The 22,123-nt window shown below is 39.9% G+C and carries 29 protein-coding genes; 21 read left to right on the forward strand and 8 right to left on the reverse strand.

All coding sequences use genetic code 11. The annotated features are described in order from the left end of the window. The first annotated feature begins 4 nt into the window (after positions 1-4). The 3 genes from ctaD to ACIFPW_RS21465 are packed head-to-tail and all read left to right on the forward strand — an operon-like array spanning position 5 to position 2,806. A complete protein-coding gene (gene ctaD / locus ACIFPW_RS21455; RefSeq protein ID WP_430247088.1) occupies positions 5-1,843 on the forward strand; it encodes a cytochrome c oxidase subunit I in 1,839 nt (612 codons plus the stop codon). Continuing rightward, positions 1,840-2,457, forward strand: a complete 618-nt coding sequence (locus ACIFPW_RS21460; protein WP_430247089.1) for a cytochrome c oxidase subunit 3 — start codon at positions 1,840-1,842, stop codon at positions 2,455-2,457. Before ctaD ends, ACIFPW_RS21460 begins: the two co-directional genes overlap by 4 nt. Positions 2,458-2,461: 4 nt before the next feature. After that, positions 2,462-2,806, forward strand: a complete 345-nt coding sequence (locus tag ACIFPW_RS21465; protein ID WP_430247090.1) for a cytochrome C oxidase subunit IV family protein — start codon at positions 2,462-2,464, stop codon at positions 2,804-2,806. A gap of 47 nt (positions 2,807-2,853) precedes the next feature. On the opposite strand, the gene ytvI is transcribed toward ACIFPW_RS21465, so the two are convergent. Then, positions 2,854-3,912: a sporulation integral membrane protein YtvI gene (ytvI, locus tag ACIFPW_RS21470; RefSeq protein WP_430247091.1), complete on the reverse strand. Its 1,059-nt coding sequence runs from the start codon at positions 3,910-3,912 to the stop codon at positions 2,854-2,856. A gap of 154 nt (positions 3,913-4,066) precedes the next feature. On the opposite strand from ytvI, the gene ACIFPW_RS21475 reads away from it, so the two are divergent. Next, positions 4,067-4,432: an Asp23/Gls24 family envelope stress response protein gene (locus ACIFPW_RS21475; protein WP_430247092.1), complete on the forward strand. Its 366-nt coding sequence runs from the start codon at positions 4,067-4,069 to the stop codon at positions 4,430-4,432. Positions 4,433-4,474: 42 nt separating this feature from the next. Here ACIFPW_RS21475 and safA read toward each other — a convergent pair whose 3' ends face one another. Further along, positions 4,475-5,104 carry a SafA/ExsA family spore coat assembly protein gene (safA, locus tag ACIFPW_RS21480; RefSeq protein ID WP_430247093.1) on the reverse strand — a complete coding sequence of 210 codons (630 nt, stop codon included), beginning with the start codon at positions 5,102-5,104 and terminating at the stop codon, positions 4,475-4,477. A gap of 218 nt (positions 5,105-5,322) precedes the next feature. On the opposite strand from safA, the gene ACIFPW_RS21485 reads away from it, so the two are divergent. Both ACIFPW_RS21485 and ACIFPW_RS21490 read left to right on the forward strand, forming a co-directional pair. Continuing rightward, positions 5,323-6,054 (forward strand): YugN family protein, encoded by a 732-nt coding sequence (locus ACIFPW_RS21485; protein WP_430247094.1) that lies wholly within the window; start codon positions 5,323-5,325, stop codon positions 6,052-6,054. Between the two features lie 130 nt (positions 6,055-6,184). Then, the gene (locus ACIFPW_RS21490; RefSeq protein ID WP_430247095.1) at positions 6,185-7,267 is read left to right on the forward strand and encodes a CAP domain-containing protein; all 1,083 of its coding nucleotides are present in this window, start codon (positions 6,185-6,187) and stop codon (positions 7,265-7,267) included. Here the strand turns inward: ACIFPW_RS21490 and ACIFPW_RS21495 are convergent. After that, positions 7,254-7,748 (reverse strand): PaaI family thioesterase, encoded by a 495-nt coding sequence (locus ACIFPW_RS21495; protein WP_430247096.1) that lies wholly within the window; start codon positions 7,746-7,748, stop codon positions 7,254-7,256. The genes ACIFPW_RS21490 and ACIFPW_RS21495 overlap by 14 nt on opposite strands. A 147-nt stretch (positions 7,749-7,895) precedes the next feature. Here ACIFPW_RS21495 and ylbD point away from each other — a divergent pair, with 147 nt between their 5' ends. The 3 genes from ylbD to ACIFPW_RS21510 all read left to right on the forward strand — a co-directional run bounded on the left by ylbD (position 7,896) and on the right by ACIFPW_RS21510 (position 9,032). Then, complete coding sequence (ylbD, locus tag ACIFPW_RS21500; protein ID WP_226612721.1) at positions 7,896-8,285, forward strand: YlbD family protein; 390 nt, start codon at positions 7,896-7,898, stop codon at positions 8,283-8,285. An 11-nt stretch (positions 8,286-8,296) separates the two neighbouring features. Then, positions 8,297-8,530, forward strand: coding sequence for a YlbE-like family protein (locus ACIFPW_RS21505; protein WP_226612723.1), 234 nt, complete (start codon positions 8,297-8,299; stop codon positions 8,528-8,530). A 109-nt stretch (positions 8,531-8,639) separates the two neighbouring features. Further along, entirely contained in the window at positions 8,640-9,032 is a 393-nt protein-coding gene (locus ACIFPW_RS21510) for a hypothetical protein (protein WP_430247097.1), read from the forward strand. A gap of 23 nt (positions 9,033-9,055) precedes the next feature. Here ACIFPW_RS21510 and ACIFPW_RS21515 read toward each other — a convergent pair whose 3' ends face one another. Continuing rightward, positions 9,056-9,859 carry an ATP-grasp domain-containing protein gene (locus tag ACIFPW_RS21515; RefSeq protein WP_430247098.1) on the reverse strand — a complete coding sequence of 268 codons (804 nt, stop codon included), beginning with the start codon at positions 9,857-9,859 and terminating at the stop codon, positions 9,056-9,058. Positions 9,860-10,156: 297 nt separating this feature from the next. On the opposite strand from ACIFPW_RS21515, the gene ACIFPW_RS21520 reads away from it, so the two are divergent. Next, positions 10,157-10,597 carry a YlbF family regulator gene (locus tag ACIFPW_RS21520; RefSeq protein WP_194221313.1) on the forward strand — a complete coding sequence of 147 codons (441 nt, stop codon included), beginning with the start codon at positions 10,157-10,159 and terminating at the stop codon, positions 10,595-10,597. A gap of 22 nt (positions 10,598-10,619) precedes the next feature. Here ACIFPW_RS21520 and ACIFPW_RS21525 read toward each other — a convergent pair whose 3' ends face one another. Further along, positions 10,620-10,940: a hypothetical protein gene (locus ACIFPW_RS21525; RefSeq protein ID WP_194221314.1), complete on the reverse strand. Its 321-nt coding sequence runs from the start codon at positions 10,938-10,940 to the stop codon at positions 10,620-10,622. 115 nt (positions 10,941-11,055) lie between these two features. Here ACIFPW_RS21525 and ACIFPW_RS21530 point away from each other — a divergent pair, with 115 nt between their 5' ends. Both ACIFPW_RS21530 and ACIFPW_RS21535 read left to right on the forward strand, forming a co-directional pair. Continuing rightward, positions 11,056-11,331, forward strand: a complete 276-nt coding sequence (locus tag ACIFPW_RS21530) for a YlbG family protein (RefSeq protein WP_098443273.1) — start codon at positions 11,056-11,058, stop codon at positions 11,329-11,331. Between the two features lie 240 nt (positions 11,332-11,571). Continuing rightward, the gene (locus ACIFPW_RS21535; RefSeq protein WP_430247099.1) at positions 11,572-12,801 is read left to right on the forward strand and encodes an MFS transporter; all 1,230 of its coding nucleotides are present in this window, start codon (positions 11,572-11,574) and stop codon (positions 12,799-12,801) included. Positions 12,802-12,845: 44 nt separating this feature from the next. On the opposite strand, the gene ACIFPW_RS21540 is transcribed toward ACIFPW_RS21535, so the two are convergent. Continuing rightward, positions 12,846-13,232 (reverse strand): DUF7147 family protein, encoded by a 387-nt coding sequence (locus tag ACIFPW_RS21540; RefSeq protein ID WP_430247100.1) that lies wholly within the window; start codon positions 13,230-13,232, stop codon positions 12,846-12,848. Positions 13,233-13,346: 114 nt separating this feature from the next. Between ACIFPW_RS21540 and ACIFPW_RS21545 the strand changes: the two genes are divergently transcribed. The 3 genes from ACIFPW_RS21545 to coaD all read left to right on the forward strand — a co-directional run bounded on the left by ACIFPW_RS21545 (position 13,347) and on the right by coaD (position 15,045). Continuing rightward, on the forward strand, positions 13,347-13,667 hold the full coding sequence (locus ACIFPW_RS21545; RefSeq protein WP_430247101.1) for a hypothetical protein: 321 nt from the start codon (positions 13,347-13,349) through the stop codon (positions 13,665-13,667). Between the two features lie 302 nt (positions 13,668-13,969). Then, entirely contained in the window at positions 13,970-14,548 is a 579-nt protein-coding gene (gene rsmD / locus ACIFPW_RS21550; protein ID WP_194221318.1) for a 16S rRNA (guanine(966)-N(2))-methyltransferase RsmD, read from the forward strand. Between the two features lie 2 nt (positions 14,549-14,550). Next, positions 14,551-15,045 carry a pantetheine-phosphate adenylyltransferase gene (gene coaD / locus ACIFPW_RS21555; RefSeq protein ID WP_194221319.1) on the forward strand — a complete coding sequence of 165 codons (495 nt, stop codon included), beginning with the start codon at positions 14,551-14,553 and terminating at the stop codon, positions 15,043-15,045. Positions 15,046-15,059: 14 nt separating this feature from the next. Here the strand turns inward: coaD and ylbJ are convergent, their stop codons facing one another. Further along, entirely contained in the window at positions 15,060-16,289 is a 1,230-nt protein-coding gene (gene ylbJ, locus ACIFPW_RS21560; RefSeq protein ID WP_430247102.1) for a sporulation integral membrane protein YlbJ, read from the reverse strand. 137 nt (positions 16,290-16,426) lie between these two features. Here ylbJ and ACIFPW_RS21565 point away from each other — a divergent pair, with 137 nt between their 5' ends. Then, positions 16,427-17,215, forward strand: coding sequence for a patatin-like phospholipase family protein (locus ACIFPW_RS21565; RefSeq protein ID WP_194221321.1), 789 nt, complete (start codon positions 16,427-16,429; stop codon positions 17,213-17,215). Next, the gene (locus ACIFPW_RS21570; protein WP_430247103.1) at positions 17,212-18,240 is read left to right on the forward strand and encodes a SepM family pheromone-processing serine protease; all 1,029 of its coding nucleotides are present in this window, start codon (positions 17,212-17,214) and stop codon (positions 18,238-18,240) included. Before ACIFPW_RS21565 ends, ACIFPW_RS21570 begins: the two co-directional genes overlap by 4 nt. 56 nt (positions 18,241-18,296) lie before the next feature. Here ACIFPW_RS21570 and ACIFPW_RS21575 read toward each other — a convergent pair whose 3' ends face one another. Next, positions 18,297-19,514, reverse strand: a complete 1,218-nt coding sequence (locus ACIFPW_RS21575) for a nucleotidyltransferase (protein ID WP_430247104.1) — start codon at positions 19,512-19,514, stop codon at positions 18,297-18,299. A gap of 186 nt (positions 19,515-19,700) precedes the next feature. Between ACIFPW_RS21575 and ACIFPW_RS21580 the strand changes: the two genes are divergently transcribed. From ACIFPW_RS21580 to ACIFPW_RS21595, 4 genes are all read left to right on the forward strand, one after another. Beyond that, a complete protein-coding gene (locus tag ACIFPW_RS21580) occupies positions 19,701-20,237 on the forward strand; it encodes a YceD family protein (protein WP_430247105.1) in 537 nt (178 codons plus the stop codon). 46 nt (positions 20,238-20,283) lie between these two features. Next, positions 20,284-20,457: a 50S ribosomal protein L32 gene (rpmF, locus tag ACIFPW_RS21585; protein WP_048309912.1), complete on the forward strand. Its 174-nt coding sequence runs from the start codon at positions 20,284-20,286 to the stop codon at positions 20,455-20,457. A 134-nt stretch (positions 20,458-20,591) separates the two neighbouring features. After that, complete coding sequence (locus tag ACIFPW_RS21590; protein WP_430247106.1) at positions 20,592-21,362, forward strand: enoyl-CoA hydratase/isomerase family protein; 771 nt, start codon at positions 20,592-20,594, stop codon at positions 21,360-21,362. 190 nt (positions 21,363-21,552) lie between these two features. Next, complete coding sequence (locus tag ACIFPW_RS21595) at positions 21,553-22,116, forward strand: RsfA family transcriptional regulator (protein WP_194221326.1); 564 nt, start codon at positions 21,553-21,555, stop codon at positions 22,114-22,116. Positions 22,117-22,123: the final 7 nt, after the last annotated feature.

Genomic DNA, 22,123 nt, shown 5'->3' on the forward strand with positions numbered 1-22,123 from the left:
ATACGTGTCAGCACATGCTTATAAAAAGAAAAATCCTGTATGGGATTGGCTTACTACCGTTGACCATAAGAAGATCGGGATTCTCTATCTCGCTTCCGGTGCTTTCTTCTTTCTACTCGGTGGTTTAGAAGCAATCTTACTGCGGGTGCAGTTGCTTTATCCAGAATTTGATTTTGTGGGAGCTGAAACATTTAACCAGCTGCTTACGATGCACGGGACGACAATGATCTTCCTGGCAGCCATGCCGCTCATATTTGGGTTTATGAATGCGATCATTCCGCTTCAAATTGGAGCGCGAGACGTAGCGTTTCCATTCGTTAACTCATTAGGCTTTTGGCTATTTACAGCGGGTGGTATCCTACTGAACCTTGGTTGGTTCATGGGTGGAGCACCGGATGCTGGTTGGACCGGTTATGCACCACTATCAACAACAAGTCCAGGGAACGGAGTCGATTTTTACGTTCTAGGGCTTCAGATCTCAGGTATCGGAACGTTAATCGGGGGAATTAACTTCCTAGTTACCATCATAAACATGCGGGCACCGGGTATGACATTTATGCGTATGCCGCTGTTCACATGGTCTAGTTTTATTACTTCTGGTCTTATTCTTTTTGCCTTCCCTGCTCTAACAATTGGTCTAGCGCTACTCATGTTTGACCGTTTGTTCGGATCGCAGTTCTTCGCAGCTGAAGCGGGAGGTAACCCGATTATTTATGAACATCTATTCTGGATCTTCGGGCACCCGGAAGTTTACATTCTAGTTCTACCTGCATTTGGTATGTTCTCTGAAATCATTGCAACATTCGCAAGAAAGCGTCTGTTTGGTTATTCAGCAATGGTTTTCGCAACAGCTCTTATTGGTTTCTTAGGCTTTATGGTATGGGTTCACCATATGTTTACAGTGGGACTAGGACCAATTGCCAACTCTATTTTTGCTGTTGCAACAATGTTAATCGCAGTTCCGACTGGGGTTAAGATCTTTAACTGGCTCTTTACAATGTGGGGAGGAAAAGTGAGCTTCCCAACCGCAAACTTATTTGCAGTAGGATTTATTCCTTCTTTCGTACTTGGTGGTATGACAGGGGTAATGCTAAGCGTTCCACCTGCTGACTATCAGTACCACGATAGCTACTTCGTTGTAGCTCACTTCCACTATGTAATTGTTGGTGGGGTAGTGTTCGGTCTATTTGCCGGTATGTACTACTGGTGGCCGAAGATTTTTGGAACAGTATTGAACGAATTTCTCGGAAAGCTTCATTTCTGGTTATTCTTTATCGGTTTCCATTTAACGTTCTTCCCGATGCACTTCCTCGGACTTATGGGAATGCCGCGTCGAGTTTATACGTATCTTTCTGGTCAAAGTCTTGATGAAGCGAACTTCGCAGCAACGATGGGTGCTTTCTTAATGGGACTTGCAACAATCATTATGGTTTGGAACATTATCCAAACTTCTGTTAAAGGTAAAAAAGCTGGAAATGACCCTTGGGACGGTCGTACGCTTGAATGGGCGATTTCATCACCAGCTCCAGAATATAACTTTGCACAAACACCGCTAATACGTGGTCTTGATGCATGGTGGTTAGAAAAACGAGCAGGTAATAAAGCTATGGTTGCCGCGGAACCTTTAGATGATATCCATATGCCGGATTCTTCTATTCTTCCACTTGTTCTTTCTCTTGGGTTGTTTATTGCGGCTCTTGCAGCGATCTATTCAAACTGGATAATTGCAATAGGTGGACTTGTGATCACGGCATTAGCGATGATCCTTCGCTCTGTCATTGATTATCACGGATACCATATCCATAAGGAAGATCTGCCTGATGAAGGGAGGGAAGGCAAATGAAATCGAACGAAGCAATGACTAAGTTGCCTGCCAATCCAGAACGGGCTACGTTAGATGGTAAAAATAAATTTCTTGGTTTCTGGTTCTTCCTTGGAGGCGAAACCGTGCTTTTCGCCTCGCTTTTTGGGGTATACTTAGGACTAAGGAATGCAACAAACGGTGGCGTTACATCGAATGAACTGTTTGAACTTCCACTTGTTTTTATTGCGACAATGCTTTTATTATCAAGTAGTTTAACATCGGTGTTTGCTACGATGGCACTTAAAACAAATCATTTTAAGCGTATGATTGGCTGGTTTGTGGTGACTGGACTTCTAGGTCTTGCTTTCCTAGGTCTTGAAATTTATGAATTTAATCACTATGTACATGAATACGGTCATACGATTAAAAGCAGTGCATGGGGATCTGCTTTCTACACGCTTGTAGGTACTCACGGAGCTCACGTATTAGTGGGGATTTCCTGGATTACGATTCTTATTATTCGTAATCTAAGAAGAGGAATGGACCTGTATACAGCACCGAAGTTTTATCTCTTTGCTCTTTACTGGCACTTTATTGATGTTGTATGGATCTTCATCTTTACAGTGGTTTACCTAATGGGAAAGGTGGGTTAATTTTATGGCACATCATGAAGGTCACGATACTCTGTCAGAGCACGATCAAAGTCATCTCGACATTCATCACGAGATTGCTCATGAGGAGGAATTTAAGCAACAACTTGTTTCCTTTGCCATGATGATTTTCCTGACGATGATTGCGTTCGTAGCAGTAGCTAGCGATGCGATATCTGATGCTTTTACAGTTGTTTTTATCATGATCCTAGCTGGTATCCAACTCGTATTTCAGCTATACATGTTCATGCATTTAAGCCACAAAGGGCATCAGTATCCTGCATGGGGAATATTCTTTGGAGTATTCGTAGCTGGCACGTGTGTTGTCGCCCTAATGGGTATGATTTGGTAAAATGATCCAAAAGAAGCTGTTTCCATATGGAAACAGCTTCTTTTTCGTTAAACTTTGAAATTAATTTTAATTAGCCCGGCTTCTCTTGCAGAGTTAAAGGCAATGAGAAGGATTGGCCCGATGATGAAGCCCATAATACCGAGGAGTTTCAAACCAATGTACATGGATATTAACGTAGACAACGGAGATAGTCCGATATGTCTTCCCATTACTTTTGGTTCTACTGTTCGACGAATGACTAGAAGCACAACCGCTAGAATCGCCATTTGACTTCCAGTGGCGATATCGCCAGTTATTAAATAATAAATCGCCCAGGGTCCGAGTATAACGATCGAACCTATAATCGGTATAAAATCAATGACCCAAATGATAAACGCCATTAGAAGGGCAACCTTCGGCGTAATGAATAAGAGTCCAATTAAACTAACAAAGAAAATGATGATGCTGACAAGAAACTGAGCTTTAAAAAAACCAAAAATGACGTAGGAAAGGCGCCCGGTCATGAATTGCACTTTTTCTGCCGTTTGTTGTGATAAGTAAGAATAAGATTGCTTCTTCAGTCTCGGAAGATCCATCAAGAATAAGAAGAGGGCAATTAAGTATACAACAATGCTAACTAAATAATTTGGAATTCCTGTGACAATGATGGTAATGATTTTTAAGTAATCAATGCTACTGATGGTATCCTTTGTATTTTCAAGAAATCGATCAACCTGATTGGTGAATTCTTGAACAAATTCAGGAGGAAAACTTTTGGATACGGCCTCCATGTTGGATTCCATACTATCCCACATCTGGGTGATGTTTTGTATGTACAGAGGGGAGTTCTCGACTAGCACTATTCCTTCAGTAATCACTTTTGTAATAAGGAAGTAGCCTAGTAATGAAATGAAAATAACAAATAATGTAAAGACAATAATCACTGGAAAGTACCGTTTTATTTTCGTATTCTTTTGAATCAGTTTAACAGCTGGATCAAGAGCTAGAGCACTGAAAAACGCGAGAATAAGCGGAATGGAGACGGGTAAGATCCAGAAAGCAAGCACTGCTAAAATCGCAATGACAAGTAAAATTAATATAAATCGCTTTGTGAGGAACTTTGGCAATCTTGTTCTCCTTTCTAAGTCAAACCATCTTCTTATATTATAGTACGGACGATTACGCTTTACCAGTAGAGAGAAATGAATTATTAGACGAATATTTCATTTTCAGCTATTCATATAATATTAAGAGTGTATGCAAGAGGGGGGAAGGATCATCATGAGAAAATCATTCCATCAAGGAAGCCTAACCATCTCAGAGAGCGTCATTGACTTTATTTTAGAAGTAGCAATTAATGAAACGCCGGGCGTGAAATTTATTCAAGCACCTGTTAAAAAGACATTGAGAAAGATGGTTGGGAAAGGGAAGAAGTCCTCTTTTCAATTTGATAGTTACCAGGAAGACGCGGGTTTATCACTTAAAGTAGAAGTGGCAATTGGTTTTGGAGAAATCATTCCCTATACATGCTTTGTTCTTCAAGAGAGAATTAAAAATGATATAGAAAAAATGACGGGGTTACACGTGGAAGAAGTGAATGTGCTTGTATCAGCCTTATCTATTACAGACGAGGACCTTAAAGAATAAATCCATATAGAAAAGCCTCTCTAGACAAAGAGGCTTTTCTGATTACTTTGAGATGAACATTTGTGTCCAGTAATGACCGTATGAACCACCTGAGATGTATCCGACGCCAATCTGTGTATAACCAGAATTTAAAATGTTTTTTCGGTGTCCTTCGCTATTCATCCACGCTTGAACGACTTCTTCAGGTGTTGCTTGTCCAGCGGCAATGTTTTCTCCGGCACTTCGATAGGAAACGCCAAAATTCTCTAGCATAGAGAAGGGAGAACCGTACGTAGGCGACTGATGAGAAAAATAATTTTTATTTCTCATATCTGCTGATTTGTATCTGGCTACTCTAGCCACTTCCCAATTCCACGTTAGTGGCGACAATCCATTTTTCGCACGCTCTGCATTTGTTAAATCCATCACTTGTTGTCCAACGTCTTTAGACTTTCGAATCGATGGATTTGCTGTAGGTACGTTGACACGATCGCCCGGATAAATAAGATCTGGATTATCGAATTGAGGATTTGCACTGATTATCTCAGTAAGTCCGATTTTATAGCGTTTGGAAATTTTCCACAGCGTGTCACCAGATTTTACTGTGTATGTACTCTGTGCATGTGCATAAGTTGGTGCTAATAGTGAAGTTATGAGAAGAAATACCATTAAAAAAGATACTGATTTTCTCATGAAATCATCTCCTTTCTAGCGTAGTTTCACCAGAAGCGACCGATTTCACTCAGATTATTATTATTTGTTTTGATTTCATGTAATTTCTTTTCGATTGGACAGGATAATAATGTATGGATTATCCATGTGAAAACGAAGTAAACATTGCAACCACACTGCCCCTTATACTATTATTAAAGAGTGGACATGTTGTGAATTACAAAGGAGGCAAACGAATTATGAAATTTGACAAGACTGGTCTGGAATCTACGATCGTTCAATTTTCCATTCTAGATCATATTATGCATGAAAACGGTTTAGTTCTTGCTGGTCAATGGGATTATGAACGAGTTACATACGATTATAAATTTGAGGATATGACAAATGGTGACGTTTACTATCTTCGAGTTCCTGGTGTAGCTATCGAGGGAATGGTTGAATCTTCTTATGCCGTGATCAAGCTTGGTAAGCCTTACTTAGGAAAGCACTATTATCCTCACGGTGTGGAGTATGACGAAGAATTTCCTGATACGATTATTAACACATGTAACAAAAAGCTTGAAACCCTTCGTGATCAGCTAGGATCGGCACTTCAACGAAGCATGGTATCTGTTGGAGATATTGCTAAATATGTTACTCCGAGTAAGCCTTCTGATAGCGTTGCCGAAGCGGCTGCGACTATGAAGAATGAAAATGTCACGATTGTTCCCGTTTGTGATGGTGAAAATCTGGTTGGAATTGTGACAGATCGAGCAATTGCGGTTGGTGGTTTTGCTGATAATCAAGCCGGCATGACTAAAGTTGAGGAACTCCTCGAAAAGCCATCTATGACTTTGGCGCCAGATATGAAGCCTGAGCAGGCTGCTGAGTTAATGAATGAATCCCGCCTAACAGAGGTTATTGTAGTCGACGGAGAGCGTTTTGTCGGAATCGTATCTTACTTCCATCTAAAAGAAAAAATAAACGCTTAAATGAGAAGAGCCAGGTGCTCTTCTTTTTTTACTTTTAAGGTGATTAATCTAAGCGCCATAGAGGCTAACCGTTGCGGTGTACAACAGAGATAAGGCATAATAGATACAATGAAATGGAGGCGAACGAATCATGAAAAATATACTTCGCTTCACTTTGCTGATTGTTGTCATCGTGATCGGGATAGATGTTTATGACAAAATTGAGTGGAGTCATTTAGGACAGGAAGTTGAACGTATCATTAATGAAGAAAAGTTTGTTCTTGAAGAAACTACGGAAAAGTCTCCAACTCAACAAGACGAAGTGGAAAAAGATGAGCCGTTGCCAGAGCTTAAAGGACTGGAGAAATGGGTAGGAGAAGGACAAGAAACGATTGAATCTAATTTGGGGAAACCAGACAGAGTGGATCCCTCACCGTTTGGGTATGACTGGTGGATTTATGAGCAGTCCCATTCTGCTTATTTACAGGTTGGTATTGAAAATGAACAGGTAGTGACGATTTTCTTTATGGGGAATGTTGACGCTGGTGAACGATACCCAATGGGTGAGAAAGCGGCTGATATATTTAAAGAAGAGAAGCCTCTAAATGAAATCCCTGTTAAGGTAGATCAATATGATTATCGGTTTCAGCTTACTGAAGAAGAAAAACAGCTTAAGCCTTTAATTAAAATACATGAGGATTTATACGCACAGTATTATTTTGATAAGTTTAACGGTAGTTTACGTGCTGTTAGGATTGCAGAGCCGAGTGTACTAGTAAAGCAAAGACCTTATGCGGTTTCTTATCGTGGCGAACTGCTTGAAACGGAGTCGCTATCACAGGGTGAATGGGATCAAGTCGAAGATGCAATGGAAAAACAAATTTTTTCGATGACAAACGTGTTGAGAAATTTATCTGACAAGCAATCGTTAAGCTATAATAATGAAGTTTCAGAAGTTGCCTTTGGACATAGCAAGGATATGGGAGAAAATGATTACTTTTCTCATACTTCACCATCGGAAGGGGAGCTTTCCGATCGCTTAAAGAAGGGCGACGTTCTCTATAGCTATGCCGGAGAGAACATCGCTGCAAGATATCCAGATGCTGGAGCGGCGATGATTGGCTGGTTAAACAGTAAAGGTCATCGTGAAGCTCTATTGAATGAAGACTTCACTGAAATTGGTGTAGGGGTTTATCGTGAATATTACACACAGAATTTCATTAAACCTTTCTAGGAATAACCATGAAGTTTCCGGTAGCAGTAGCGATTAATTTCAGATCATCACGGTAGACGTTTGCTTTCACAACCCATCTTACGTCACCTTTAAACACTACATGAGATTGGCACCTTAACTCATGACCATCCCCTTTCGCCAGAAAGTGAATGTTCATTTCAGAAGTCACTGCTGCTTTGTCAGAAGGGAGCGATTGGTGAACAAGTGAGCCCATTGCAATATCAATTAATGAAGCGGTTATTCCACCATGAACGATATGCAATGGGTTATGAACAAGTTCTTGATTCGGAATAATACTTTCATAAGTGTCTTCATCAAGTTTTTTACTCCTAATCCCCATGAACCCAGCTAGATAGGTTTTATAATGATCTTGCTGTTTTTTTAGCACACCCTCAAGCAGGAAGCGTAGGGAGTGTTTTTCTTGCTCGTTTGCTTCATCTAAAATTTGTGAAATTAACGTATGTATTGATTCGTTTTCCATATAATCTACCTTCCTTTTCCAGTGTGCGATTATTTTTAGTTTACCAGTAATGGTCGAATACACCAATAAATAGGCGCACAATTGTTAAAAGTCTAATTATGATGTAGTAAGACCATTTTGGTTTGTATGGAAATGGAGGTGGCGAATTTGCCTGAAGCAAAAGAAAAAGGAACTCAAAAGGTTCAGGAATTTAAGACATTCGTCAAAGCTCATCCTCATGTGCTAAAAAAAGTGAAGCGAAAGGAAAAAACGCTTCAAGAGCTATTTGAGGAATGGATGCTTTTTGGTGAAGACGATGCTAGCTGGTATGAAGAAGAAATGGATGAAAATCAGGAAGAAGTTACAGAAGAGAAAAGCATTGGTGGCATGTTATCAGCATTAAAACAAATGAATTTTGAAGAAGTTCAAAAAGGGATCGAACAATTTAGTGGAGCTGTTTATTCTATTCAAGAAGTTTTATCACAATTTCGTTCGAAACCAAAACCACAATCTCCGTATTCTCAATCACACTCCCCGTTTCCCTTTCGACATGACTAGGAGGAGATCACATGCGTGAAGAAGTACAGGAGTTTCTCGCTAACCGGCAGGATCTGGTGCTATTTCTACGTAATCAGCCTAGCTGGTATCGGCGTTTAAGTAGAGAACCGTTCGCACTGAAAGAATTTGAAGAAGCCTCTAAAACATTTTATGGTCAGACGTTCCCACAACGGGTTGATCGCTTTCAAAATCAATTAAATATGGTGAATATGATGCTAGCGTTAGTGACCCAATTAAAAAATTAGGGTCTTTTTTTATGGTTGCGTAGGCTGGTTTTTTCAATTGATTTAATCATATCTTCTTATTTTTTATTATTCTTAGGGCACACTTATGTTTAAAGGGGTGTGATTGAAGATGTTGTTGAAGCGTGGTAAAAGACAGCTAATGATCATTGTGTTGATGATTGGCTGTTGTGTTCCGGTAGTTGGATTTAGTCAAGCTTTACAGGATAACGTCGCAGCTAAAGAAAACACTGAGCCTGTTGTCGTTAATCACAGAGTGAAAGATCATAACGTCTTTATTGAATGCTTAATTCCTAATTTTTCATTTGATAAAGAGAATACAGAAAAAGAGTACCATGGACATCTTAATGTATATCTTGACGGTGTGAAGCATCAAACTGTAGAACGTGCAGCTTTTGTTATTCGTAATTTACCGGAAGGCAAGCATACGATTCGTTTAGATATTATGAGAGAAGATGGAGGAAGGTATTTATCCTTGAAAGAAATGAAAGTGGAAATAAAATAAGCCTCTTTTCAGGAGGCTTTTGCTTAGGAGATTTGTTTGAAAGGTGTTGTCGGCGGTACGATAGGTGGAAACTGCTCCTGTAAATAATTAAATATCACGTTCTCTACATGGATACCCTGTTGAACAAGCGCCTGGTTTCCAAACAAACAATTGAATTCAAGAAAGTAGTACTTTCCGTTTGCATACACAACGTCAAATCCTGCGTGGTTAATTCCGAGAGCTTTGGCTGTTCGATCAACGAGCTCGAGTGCTTCGTCAGGAATTTGGTGGAAAGACAGCTTTCCTCCCTGAGCGACGTTATTAAGGAATGATTCCCCTCCAACACGCCAATAGGCCGATACAACTGTATTACCTACATAAACCACTCGGAGGTCTTTTTCTATTGGTAAATATTCTTGTACATAGAGAACGTCGTTACGCTCTGCATAAGTTAGAAATTCTTCTTCAGAACGGATAAGGAACACGCCATTTCCCATAGAACTACGTACTTCCTTTGCAACGAAAGGGAAGGGGAATGTATTTAAAATACGTTCAATTGTGTCTTTAGAGCGACCTGCAATTTCGGTGTAAGGCATTAGATCTGGTGAAAGTGACCAGAAGGCTCTTGTCATTTCCACTTTATCAAATCCAAGTTGAATGGATTGGATGGATGGAAAGATTTTTTTATTTAGACCATAAACAAGAGAGTTCACTTGCCACTTCTCTGGAAATAATAGCACATCAGCTTTTCTAATTTCATCAATTTCTTTAAACATATGATCGGGTTTAACATAAGTAATACCTGACATGCCTAGCGTACGAAACGGATTGAACGTAATAAGTTTCACAGTTTTCTTTTTCTTCCTCTCTAAAATAACCATGCTAGCTTATTGTTGAACTCTCGATTATTAGCATTTTGGAGTGCGAATGAATTTGCTCGAAACGTTAAAAAAGGCATAGATACGCCAATAACGAAGGGATCCACAATCTAACATAGCTAATACGAAAACATATAAATCTAGAAAATTATAGAGCTTACACCAAAAAAAGTCAATAACCAAATCGTGGATATTCACTTTACTAATATAGTAGAGGACTGGTCAGGAGGTTCCATGAAGTGGTAAGATAAGTGTGGAGGTGTATGTATGATTGCTACTCTAGATAGTGTAATGATTTTAGACCAGGCCGAAGAGCTTGGATTTTTGATAAAAGATTCAGAAGTAGCTCATGAATATCATGAGGCAAAGAAGGAATTATCAAAGAATAGGGAAGCGCAGCGTTTGATTAAGCGTTTCACAGAAATGAAGGAACTTTATGATGAGGTTCAACGTTTCGGGCGTTATCATCCGGACTTTATGACGATTACTGTGAAAGTACGTGAAGCGAAGAGAGACATGGATCTTCACGAAGCGGTAGCGGCATTTAAGCAAGCGGAAACGGAGCTCGAAGGCCTTCTAGTAGAGGTTTGCTCTCTATTAGCTGGTGAAGTGTCTCCTTCAATCAAAGTTCCATCTGGAAATCCTTTCTTTGATAATCAATCATGTGGGGGAGGCTGTGGCTCAGGCGGCAGCTGTGGATGTGGATAACCAGAGCTTTTGCTCTGGTTTTTCAATTTCGGTAACGTATACAGTCAGGACATAAGTTTCCGCAGCAAAACATCTTTTCTTGTGGTACAAGAAAGCGGACTCGATAGACAAGAAGATTTCTTTCTTCTCGAACGAATGAATATTCCATTCTCAATTGCTTCCCTCTCATGCATTTTGCCGCCTCTAATTTAATCAAGGTTTCAATCTCAGCTTTTATGATATCCGAATTTACTGTAAGATAAAGAAAGGGAATACCTGTGATTGTTTTTTTTGAAACAGACTTTACGGTATTTGACGTGGCTAGTTGATTTAGAAATGGACTCCAAATTTCATCAAGGTTCATTGAAGAACATCCTTTCATAAACGCAGTCTACTGTTATCCTAACTGAATCATAATAAAATGACCATCACTCTGTTCATCGAACGAGTAGATTTCATAAGTAAAGGGGAAGCGCGTCATGTTTGTAGAACGAGTTGGCCTGGCAGTCTATATTCAGTCATTGAAGCATGCCAAGCAGTTAAGAAGGTTTGGAAATGTTCACTACGTTTCCTCAAAACAAAAGTATGTCGTGATTTATATTAATCTCGATCAATTGGAAACAACGAAAGAGCGCTTGAACTCTCTCCATTTTGTAAAGCGAGTGGAGCCTTCCAAACGTCCAGAAGTGCAGACGGAATATCAAAATGCAAAGCCAGATAAAGCAAAGCAATATGATTACAAGATGGGACTTTAAAAAGCCAATCCTAAAGGATGGCTTTTTTATTTTGGTTCATCACAGCGCGACCTTTCACATGGAAGAGTCAAAAACCAAGCAATGGGACATAAGCCTTAAGAAATCTCTGTTGTTCATCCAGCGCTTTATGGAAAACCTCTTCTTTACCGTACCCTTATCCTATTGAAGAAAATCTAGCTTTAATGGTTGATTATTTCGAAGTCCAAAGGATATAATGGTCGGATTAAAGGAAGTGACAAAATGGATAATTGGAAACGTAATGTCTGGATTTTGTTTGCTAGTCAATTTTTAGTTCTTGGTGCTATGACTATGATTATGCCGTTTCTACCTTTGTACGTTCAGGAACTTGGTGTAGAAGGAGAAAGTCAAATTAGTCTTTGGTCAGGTGTTATTTTTGGTGCGAATTTTTTAACTGCCTTTTTATTTTCACCATTCTGGGGACGTATGGCAGATCGACATGGACGGAAGCTTATGCTACTTCGTTCAGGCTTCGGTATGGCTATCGTGATTATTTTAACCGGATTTGCCACAGGTCCCTGGTCTTTACTTGGCTTACGTTTGTTAAATGGAGTTGTTTCAGGATTTATACCTGCCGCTATTGCACTAGTAGCGACAAACACACCGAAGGAACACGTCGGATACGCGCTCGGAACTTTAAATTCTGGAGCTGTAGCTGGTGCTATTTGTGGTCCGTTATTTGGTGGATTAATGGCTGAAACGCTAGGATTTCGAATGATCTTTAATATTACGGGTGTTGTGATTTTACTGGCGGCATTCGTTGTGTTGTTTCTTGTTAAAGAAGAGACAAAACCAGAACCATCAGCAAAAAAGGAAAAAAGCAATGCGATTAAAGATTTCAAGAAAGTAACTGTTCATTCACCAATGTTATCGTTAATGTTAGTAGGTTTTCTCGTACAGTTCGCGCTTCTTGGAATGAATCCACTTATTCCACTCTTTGTACAACAGCTTACTTCAGGAGGAAATGTGGCTTTATTTGCAGGGATCGCTGCTTCTGTTATGGGTATTGCCAATATGTTAGCTTCTCCTAAACTCGGAAAAGTGGGAGATCGAAAGGGTTCACACCATGTTCTTTATTATTCATTAATAGGAGCGGCGATTTTCTCTATTCCGCAGGCGTTTGTTCAGGAGCTGTGGCAATTAATAGCTCTGCGCTTTTTGTTAGGGTTGTGTATTGGAGGATTGCTGCCTTCCGTAAATTCACTAGTGAAAACACTGTCACCTGCCGGAATGGAAAGTAGAACGTATAGCTTTTCTAATAGTGCCGTCTATTTGGGTAATTTACTTGGACCAGTAACTGGCGGAGCGATTGTAGCGGTTGTTGGGACAAGAGGTCTCTTTTTATTTGCAGGTATTATATTATTGATAAGTGTAGCCTATGTGAAAAGAAGAGTACTTCCAATTCTTGATCGGAAACGAGCGGTATATGAATCCAAAGAAATAACATCTTAACGTACAAAAGCAGGGGTCATTGGCCCCTGCTTTTGTTAATGAAATTATTGAAGTGGGGGAATCAGGTTATTTAAACGAAGAATACCGATGATGTAATTAAAGTATAGATCCTTCTCATTAAACTCACTTGAAGGCTTAATTTCCATTGGTATGATCGAAACGTCCAATTCCTTGCTTAAGTCTTCGAAGAGCTTTAAACGTTGCACAGAAGGCTCTTTAGAAGGGATTCCTTCTAAAGATATGTACAATGGCTGAAGGTCACCTTCTCCGGCAGGTTTTAAAACGACGACAGGTGATACGACTTGGCGGTCATTTTTGAGTGTTTTTAGTAATAACAAACGGTGAACACGATGGGAATTAGTTCTTGCAAGTTCAACTAATTCATAAATATCAGAATAGCCTTCTCCTAGTTCAATAAAGCGTTGAATCATAATGTTGTTCTCCTTTCAGTCACTTCAGAAATCCATTCATAATGTAGCATGAATTCATTATGATGGAAAGGATAAAGCGTTTGCATTAGAATGATAAGAAAGGAGGTTAACTCTATGGTCTCGATTCTGCTTCTAGTTAGTTTAGTAGGGGGATTGCTCTATTTATACTGGAAAGGACGAAATGCTAAAGAGGAAACCATCGATAAAAAATTGATTCAAGGGCTTATTATTGCGGATATTTTAGCAGCTCTAGTTTTACACGGTGTTATTACAGCTGCAGAGGCTGAAATGCTTTCTAATCAATCACTATCTGACGTTGAAGATTATTTGTTTAGTCACACTAGCATTAATGAAGGAACTTTTGGAGATTGGATTCAGCATGATTGGGATGGCATTCAGGCGATCGACATGCCACTTGATTTAGATCCTGGATAAGAAAGATCTTTCTTCTTAATTGATCGAGCAAAAGAGATTAAATATTACTTCATAAAAAAACCCGCAGGAAATCCTGCGGGTGCCTTAAGCTGTGAAGCCAAGGCAAATGGGAGAGGAGAAACCGGAGGAAGAACTTATGGGGAAACGTAAGTCTTTCTCCGCGGTTGGCAGCACCACTTCGTATGAACGATGCTACTACGTTTAGTATCACCATCACCTTTTCGTTTATACATTGATTTTAGCTTTCCCTTTTTTTGTGGTAGGATAAGTAGGAATATGGAAAGGATAAGGTTGTGAGAGAGATGCGTATTATTGCAGGAGATTGTAAAGGAAGGCATATTAAACCTGTTCCAGGAACCTCTACAAGACCAACGACAGATAAAGTAAGAGAGTCGATTTTTAATATGATTGGCCCTTTTTTTGATGGCGGAATGGCGCTTGATTTATATGGAGGCAGTGGGGCGCTAGGAATTGAAGCGTTAAGCCGTGGGATTGAGAAATGTGTGTTTGTTGATCGCGAGAATAAAGCGATTGAAACGATCAAGTGGAACCTAGAACAAACGAAGTTTACGGAATCCGCGGAAGTTTTTCGAAATGATTCAAAGCGAGCGTTAAAAGCGCTTCAAAAACGAGAAGTAGCTTTTTCACTTGTTCTTTTGGATCCTCCTTATCATAAAGAGCAAATTCTTCACGATCTTGAAAAGTTGACAGCGTATGATTTGTTAGAGGAAAATGCAACAATCGTTGTCGAGCACAAGAAAGAAGTGACATTACCAGAAGAATTTGCGGGTTTACGGATGATTCGTGAGGAAACGTATAGTGGTAAAACGACGATTTCAATTTATACATATGAACAGTCGGGTGTTGAGAAGGAGGAATAGTCATGGGAAAAATTGCAGTGTGTCCAGGCAGTTTTGACCCGGTGACATTTGGTCATCTGGATATTATTAAACGAGGCGCAAGAGTTTTTGACAACATTAAGATTGTTGTTCTAAATAATCAAAGCAAATCAACGCTGTTCTCAGTCGAAGAACGGGTCGAGCTATTGAAAGAAGCGACGAAAGACATTCCAAATGTAACAGTAGATTCGCATAACGGGCTATTAATTGAATATGCGAAACGCGTAGGAGCATCAACGATTTTACGCGGGCTGCGTGCCGTTTCAGATTTTGAATATGAAATGAAAATTGCTTCAATCAATCGCAAGCTTGAAGATGAAATTGAAACTTTCTTTATGATGACAAACAATCAATATTCATTCTTAAGCTCAAGTATAGTGAAAGAGATAGCAAAATACCACGCCCCTGTATCAGACCTTGTTCCTGAGATTGTTGAAAATGCCCTGAGAGAAAAGTATGGAGAATCCCCGTTAGGCTAACGGGGGTCTTTTTTCTACTTAAACCCCTTTCGCTTCGTTTGGTTAAATTGCTGTGTGAATGACACGATGAACGTTAGTAGGAAGAATAGTGTAATCCAGGGACCTGTTTGTTCAAGAAATGAGTAAACTGATTCAATAATGGACGGTGTATCTTCTCGATTCAAAACAGGAAGCGATCCATTTCCTGAAGATAAGTAGTTTAAATAGAGTGGTTTCCAGATGACGAGCGTTAGGAAAGCCGCAAAGAAGCCATGAAGTAATCTGGCGAAAAAAAAGGGCTTAAATCGAATATCGGTATCTGCCAAAATACTTGCAACCTGTGCTTGTACGGAAAGACCGTTAAAAGCAAGAATGAAGCTCGTAATCATAGCCTGCGCAACTAAAGTAGCTGAACTTTCACTTGCGAGCTGGCTACCTAGTGTGATTTCAAACATTCCGGAAAGCAGAGGAACATCAAGCTCTGGTGGAAGCTGAAGGAGAATCAGGATAGACCTAAGTGCTCCAGCAAGTAATGGTGCAAGACCAATGACGGAAAGCAGTTCATTTAATACTGAGAATAGAATGATAAACCCACCAACCATTAATAATGTTTTGATAGAAGAATGAACAGCGTCACCCATCATTTTACCGAATGGACGCTTGTCATTCATTCGTGTGTCATGAAGTGCAGAGAAAGCTAAACTAAGTCTCGACTGATGTGATCGTATGGTAACAGTTGGATGGTGATCTTCCGGGTGATGAAAACGCATGACTAGTCCAACCATGATATTCCCGCCATAGTGAGCTGCAGCAAGAATAACGCCAAGTGCAGGATTATGGAAAAATCCAACCCCAACTGCAGCAAAGATAAAGAGCGGATTCGAACAGTTCGTAAATGAAACGAGCCGCTCGCCTTCGATGGCTGTAATGTCATTGTTTTGGCGAAGGTGTGCTGTGTATTTCGCTCCTGCAGGAAATCCTGAGGCAACTCCCATAGCAAAAACAAAGGCACCTGATCCTGGTACACGAAATAGTGGTCGCATCAAAGGTTCTAATAGAATCCCTATAAATCGCACAACCCCAATACCAATCAACAGTTCAGAAATAATAAAAAAGGGTAATAAAGAGGGGAATACAATATTCCACCACATTGATAATCCACTTTTGGAGGCTTCTAGAGTGTGTTCTGGAAATAAAATAACGGCGAGAGCAACGATCGTAACTGACGTTGCAAGCAATAATGTTTTCACTACTTGAACGTTCACAAGTACATTCCTCCCACTATTTGATCGTCTTAAGTTAATTCAATTATTCATCAAACCTGTCCGATAATTAAAATATACGTATGTGAGGCACAATTAGACCATATGATTAAGCAGGTATAGACAGGGAGGCGTTCTCAATGAACCGTCCTAAAATCGGATTAGCTCTCGGTTCCGGAGGAGCGAGGGGATTCGCTCATTTAGGGGTGCTAAAAGTACTTATTCAAGAAAAAATACCAATTGATTACATTGCAGGAAGCAGCATGGGCTCTTTAGTAGGGGCAATTTATGGATCGGGACACGATGTCAATACAATGGAGAAAATGGCATCGCTTTTTCGAAGAAAATATTATTTGGATTTCACCGTACCAAAGATGGGGTTTATTGCCGGTAATAAAGTGAAGAGTTTAATTGAAACACTAACGCAGGGAAAGCAAATTGAGGATATGCATCCTCCACTTGCGATTGTGGCGACGGATATTATTAAAGGAGAGAAAGTAGTCTTTCGTTCTGGTCCTGTTGCACAAGCTGTTAGAGCCAGCATCGCTATTCCGGGAATTCTTGTCCCTGAAAAAATAGGTGATAGGCTTCTTGTTGATGGTGGTGTGATTGATCGTGTTCCCGTATCTGTAGCAAGAGAAATGGGGGCAGATCTTGTGATTGCTGTTGATGTTTCAAACGTAAAGAAAGAGCCTGATGTTACATCAATTATTGACGTGATTATGCAAAGCATTGATATTATGCAAAATGAAATGGTAAGGCTTCATGAAATTAATGCAGATGTCATGATTAAACCTGGCTTAGAATCATTTCAATCAAGAGCATTTACGAATGTGATGGATATTATTAAAATCGGAGAGGAAGAAGCCTACCGCCACCTTGATCAAATTCATCAGGCGGTGGAGGTGTGGAAGGAGAAAAATAAATGAACCGAGGCACAAAGAGATTCACCTATGTGTGGGCGATTATCATTGTATTGGTTGCTGCCGTTACATTCATTGACCTCCCATATTATGTAACGACACCCGGAGAAGCAAGAGTGTTAGATGAAGTAATCAATGTTGAAGGTGGCTCACAAGATGGTGGAGAGTTTATGCTCACGACTGTCCGAGTCGGAGAAGCAAACTTAGTTCAGTATATATGGGCGCAATTTAATGAGTATCATGAATTGATCGCAGAAGACTTAATTAAGCGTGAAGGTGAATCGGACGATGAGTATCACCAAAGACAGCTTGATGTGATGGCTAATTCACAAACGAGTGCCACAATCGTTGCTTATGAAGCCGCAAAGAAAGAGATAAAAATCACAAAAAATGGTGTCCTAGTAACCGGTATAATAGAAGGCATGCCGGCAGATGGGAAATTAGAACTTGGTGATTTGATTGTTGAGGTTGAAGGGAAAAGGATTGAGGAAACGGAACAGCTACTTGATGAACTAGGATCCTATGAGGAGTCAGATACGGTTAATATGACGATCAAAAGAGGCGATCAAGAAAAGCAGATAGAGCTAGGTTTCTCGAAATTCCCTGAATCATATGGAACAGAAGATGATAAAGTTGGCGTTGGTATCACTGGTCCAGTAACAGCAACGTCAATTGAAACAGATCCCTCTATTAATATCAATACAGATGAAATTGGCGGACCATCAGCCGGGCTAATGTTCACGTTAGAAATTTACAATCAGTTAACCAAAGAAGATTGGACAAAAGGGTACGACATTGCCGGAACAGGTACGATTAATGAAAGTGGAGAGGTTGGACCTATCGGCGGGATTAAACAAAAAATCGTTGCAGCTGATGGATCTGGAGCCGAAATATTCTTCGCCCCAGTGGCTCACTCCAACTACGATGATGCCATGGAAGCGGCAGAAGATATCGATACAGATATGAAAATTGTCCCAGTCGAAACATTCCAGGATGCTATTGACTACTTAAAGCAATTAGACGTGAAGTAAAACGTGATCGTTGGATACTTATTAAAATCACCCTGCCATAATAGCAGGGTGAGTTTTTAATCGATCATAATTGGGACGGATTTATGCTCTTTTTGTAGAAACGCTTCTTGATGGAAACCTGAATAGCCAAGCGCATAAACTTGACTAGCGCGCCTCTCAACTGTAAGAAAAGGATGATCAAACTGGTTGATGTTTGATACAAGAGGAACGGGAAGAGAGTTTTTCTTTTCATTAAGGAATGCTCTTCCTGCTTTCGTCATGCCAAGAATTCGAACGTAAGGAGCATCCTTGTTCTCCAAAGCAGGCAACATTTCATTTTTACTTGTTTGTGTTAGAATATGGAGCGCTAAGCGTTGGATTCTCGTCCATGTATACCGCTTCGTTTTCACGAGTTCCATGAAGGATTGAAACGTTTGGGCTTGCTTCGCCATTGTAGCGAGACGATTCTCAAGTCCTTCCTCCGCTTCATAAATGGAGGAAAGGTGAACGTTACTAGAAGTAAGCAGCTTATAGCGAAGCAGATGATAAAGGTTATGCCATCCCTGAAAAGAATCATATGTCCGTTGATAGTTTGTTAATTCAAAATAAGTTGGTTCTGGCACGTAAGCCTGAATTTGATCAAGAGAACTGCCTTTAAATAATTCTCGTCGAATGCCAGTCGCACTTGCTATTCTTTTATCAACGAAGTCTTGATCATGGTAGCCTGCTTTTGTACGAAGTATCGTTAATGGTTCGATGAGGGCATTCTGTGCCTGTATGGCTTTCACATAATGGTAGCCTAATATATTGTTGGGCTGTGATAGGTCAAGAACGTGAGCGTGTCCTTCAAGGCTTTCAAAAGCTAGTGAAGAAGCTTTCGGATAGCTATTACCTTGTCCCATATAATGTTTAATGCGTTCGTTGTAGTCTTTCTCGTGCATTTCGATAAACGATGCAGTCTCTTGAAACTCTTCGATGTCTCCAGATTCACTTCCGAAACAAACGTAATCGACTCCGAGTGAATTTAAGATTGAGATAGCACCTTTCGCAAAAATTTCCGCTTTTTGGGTAGCATATACGTAAGGTAATTCTACTACAAGATCAATTCCGTTTTTTAAGGCCATTTGTGTTCGTGTCCATTTATCAACGAGTGCTGGTTCTCCTCGCTGAAGAAAAGATCCGCTCATGACTGCAACGGTTACATCAGCGTTGGCCGCTTTTTTTGTTTCATTTAAATGATGCAAATGTCCATTGTGAAAAGGGTTATATTCCACAATAACTCCAGCAGATGTCATTCGGCTGCTCCTCTCTGTCCGTTGTATAAGGGACGTACATTTTTATTAGTTGAATTCAAGGTTTTTCCTCTGGTATGATAAACATTATACCAAGATTAACGATGAAACAACTGGTGTAAAGAAAAAATATTGACATTTACGTATTTTGTAGCTATAATACTTTTGTTGCCTTGAGGTGATATACAGATGAAATGGTCAATTGAACAATTGAAGTCCTTTAAACTAAAAGGCCTTACAATTGACGAAGAAGTAAATGTAGAGGAACTGAAGGAACGTAATCCAGATATTCGTGAGATTACACCAGTTCATGTTACCGGAGAAACATCGTTTCATGGTAATAAGGTTACCTTTCATCTAACAGTGAAAGGCAAAATGGTTCTTCCATGTGCCAATACACTAGAGGATGTTGATTTTCCGTTCGTAATTCGCCCAATGGAGACATTTGTGCTTGAAGCAAACACAAATGGCGTTGATTTTGAGGTGGAAGATGAAGAAATTCATCAAGTTTCGGGAAATACGGTTGACTTAGTTCCGTATATTAAGGAAAATATACTTTTGGAGATTCCGATTCGAGTTGTGAAATACAGCTCTGAATCTGATGAAATGCCAAAAAAATCCGGAAATGGATGGGAAGTCATTACGAAAGAACAACCGAAAGAAAAGGTTGATCCTCGTATGGCCGGTTTAGCTGATTTTTTCAACAAGGAAAATGAAGATAACTAAGCCTGACTTCCGTAAGATCAGTTAACTTTTTAAGGAGGTGGAAACAATGGCAGTACCAGCTAGAAGAACTTCTAAAACGCGTAAAAATAAGCGTCGTACTCATTATAAATTAGAAGTACCAGGAATGGTAAAATGCCCTAATTGCGGCGAATTCAAACTTTCTCACCGTGTTTGTAAAGAGTGTGGAAATTACAAAGGTGAAAACGTAGTAAGCAAGTAATCTTGCGAAGCAGAGAGAGAAATCTCTCTGCTTTTTTTTACGCTTTAATTATTCGATTATTTAAAAATATTTAACTACGAATAGTAAAAAGAATGAGCGCTCAATAATTTGAACTATATAAGGTGGGATGATGGATGACGAGTGTGAGAGTGGAGAGTCGTAACGAAGCAGCAATTCTTACGATTAATCGCCCCGAGCAAAGAAATGCGATTAATTACGAGGTGATGGATCAATTAATGGCGGCAATTGATAAGGCGGAATCAGATCCAAATGTAAAATACCTCGTTGTAACCGGAAGCAGAGATAAGGTATTTTGTAGCGGTGGCGATGTAAAGGCTTTCAAGGGACTTTACACAGAAGAGCAGGCGTATACGATGCTTCGGAAAATGGGTGATGTGCTAGACCGCTTGTTTTTCTGCAAGAAACCAACGTTGGCACTACTGAATGGCCATGCTGTTGGAGGTGGGCTTGAACTTGCTATTGCGTGTGACTTTCGGATAGCGAAAAAGAATATTCAAGTAGGTTTCATCCAGGGATCGATCGGGCTAACGACAGGCTGGGGCGGATCCACGTATGCTCTAACAAGAATGAATCATGGGGAAGCGATGAAAATGCTCATGAGTGCTGATCGCTATTCTGATCAAGAAGCCCTTGCAAATGGATGTCTTACATATGTAACCCCACACGCTTCTTTTCAAGACGATGCTTATCAATACATAGAAAATCTGTTAAAGCGTTCTCCTTTGATCCTCTCTACTTATAAGTCTTATTGGTTAACTAGTCTAGATCAAAATCTGATTCGAGATAGAGTTGAGAGAGAAATAAGAAGCTGTGCGATTCTATGGGCGACCGAAGAGCACCATCAAGCTGTGGCAACATTCTTGAATAAAAGTGGTAGTCGTTAACTCCGTCGTATCCTATGCCTTAAAGATAACACAATTAGCTATCATAGCTCATTTTATAGACGTTTTAGCGATTAAATTAATCTGAAATTGACCAAATAGATAAGAAAATAGATTCTTTCATGAATAGAAGAGTCTACTACCTCTAGTAAATGCATAAGATGACTGTAAAACGGTTATTGGGGGATTGCGCTTGGTACCAATTCGCCAGGATGCATGGTCAAAAGACGAAGATGTGTTGTTAGCCGAAGTCGTTTTACGTCATATAAGAGAATTCAGCACACAACTAGCTGCATTTGAGGAAGTAGGGAAAACACTTTCTCGAACGCCGGCTGCGTGCGGTTTCCGATGGAACTCCTTGATTCGAAAACAGTACGAAGCAGCGATAACATTAGCGAAGAAACAGCGTAAGGAACAGAAAAAGAACCAATCACAGTCGAAACGTGAATCGGTAGAAGAGGATCGAAGCATTGATTTAATTGACGAAGCGATCAGTTTATTAATCACATCCAAAACGCACCTTGCCGAATCAAATCAACATGAAGCTTCGTTACAAGAAGCTATGGCCGAAAACCTGCAACTCAAACAGCATCTTCATCAACTAGAGAAAGAATATATGTCAGTACAGGAAGATTACCAATCTTTATTAGAGATCATGGAAAAAGCGAGAAAAATGGTTATTTTCCAAGAAGAAGATCAAGGGAATTTACGATTTCAGATGGATGCAAATGGGAATTTAGAGAAAATAAAGAAATAGGAGCAGC

This window comes from Pseudalkalibacillus sp. NRS-1564 (assembly GCF_050467905.1).
Lineage (GTDB): Bacteria > Bacillota > Bacilli > Bacillales > Guptibacillaceae > Guptibacillus > Guptibacillus hwajinpoensis_B.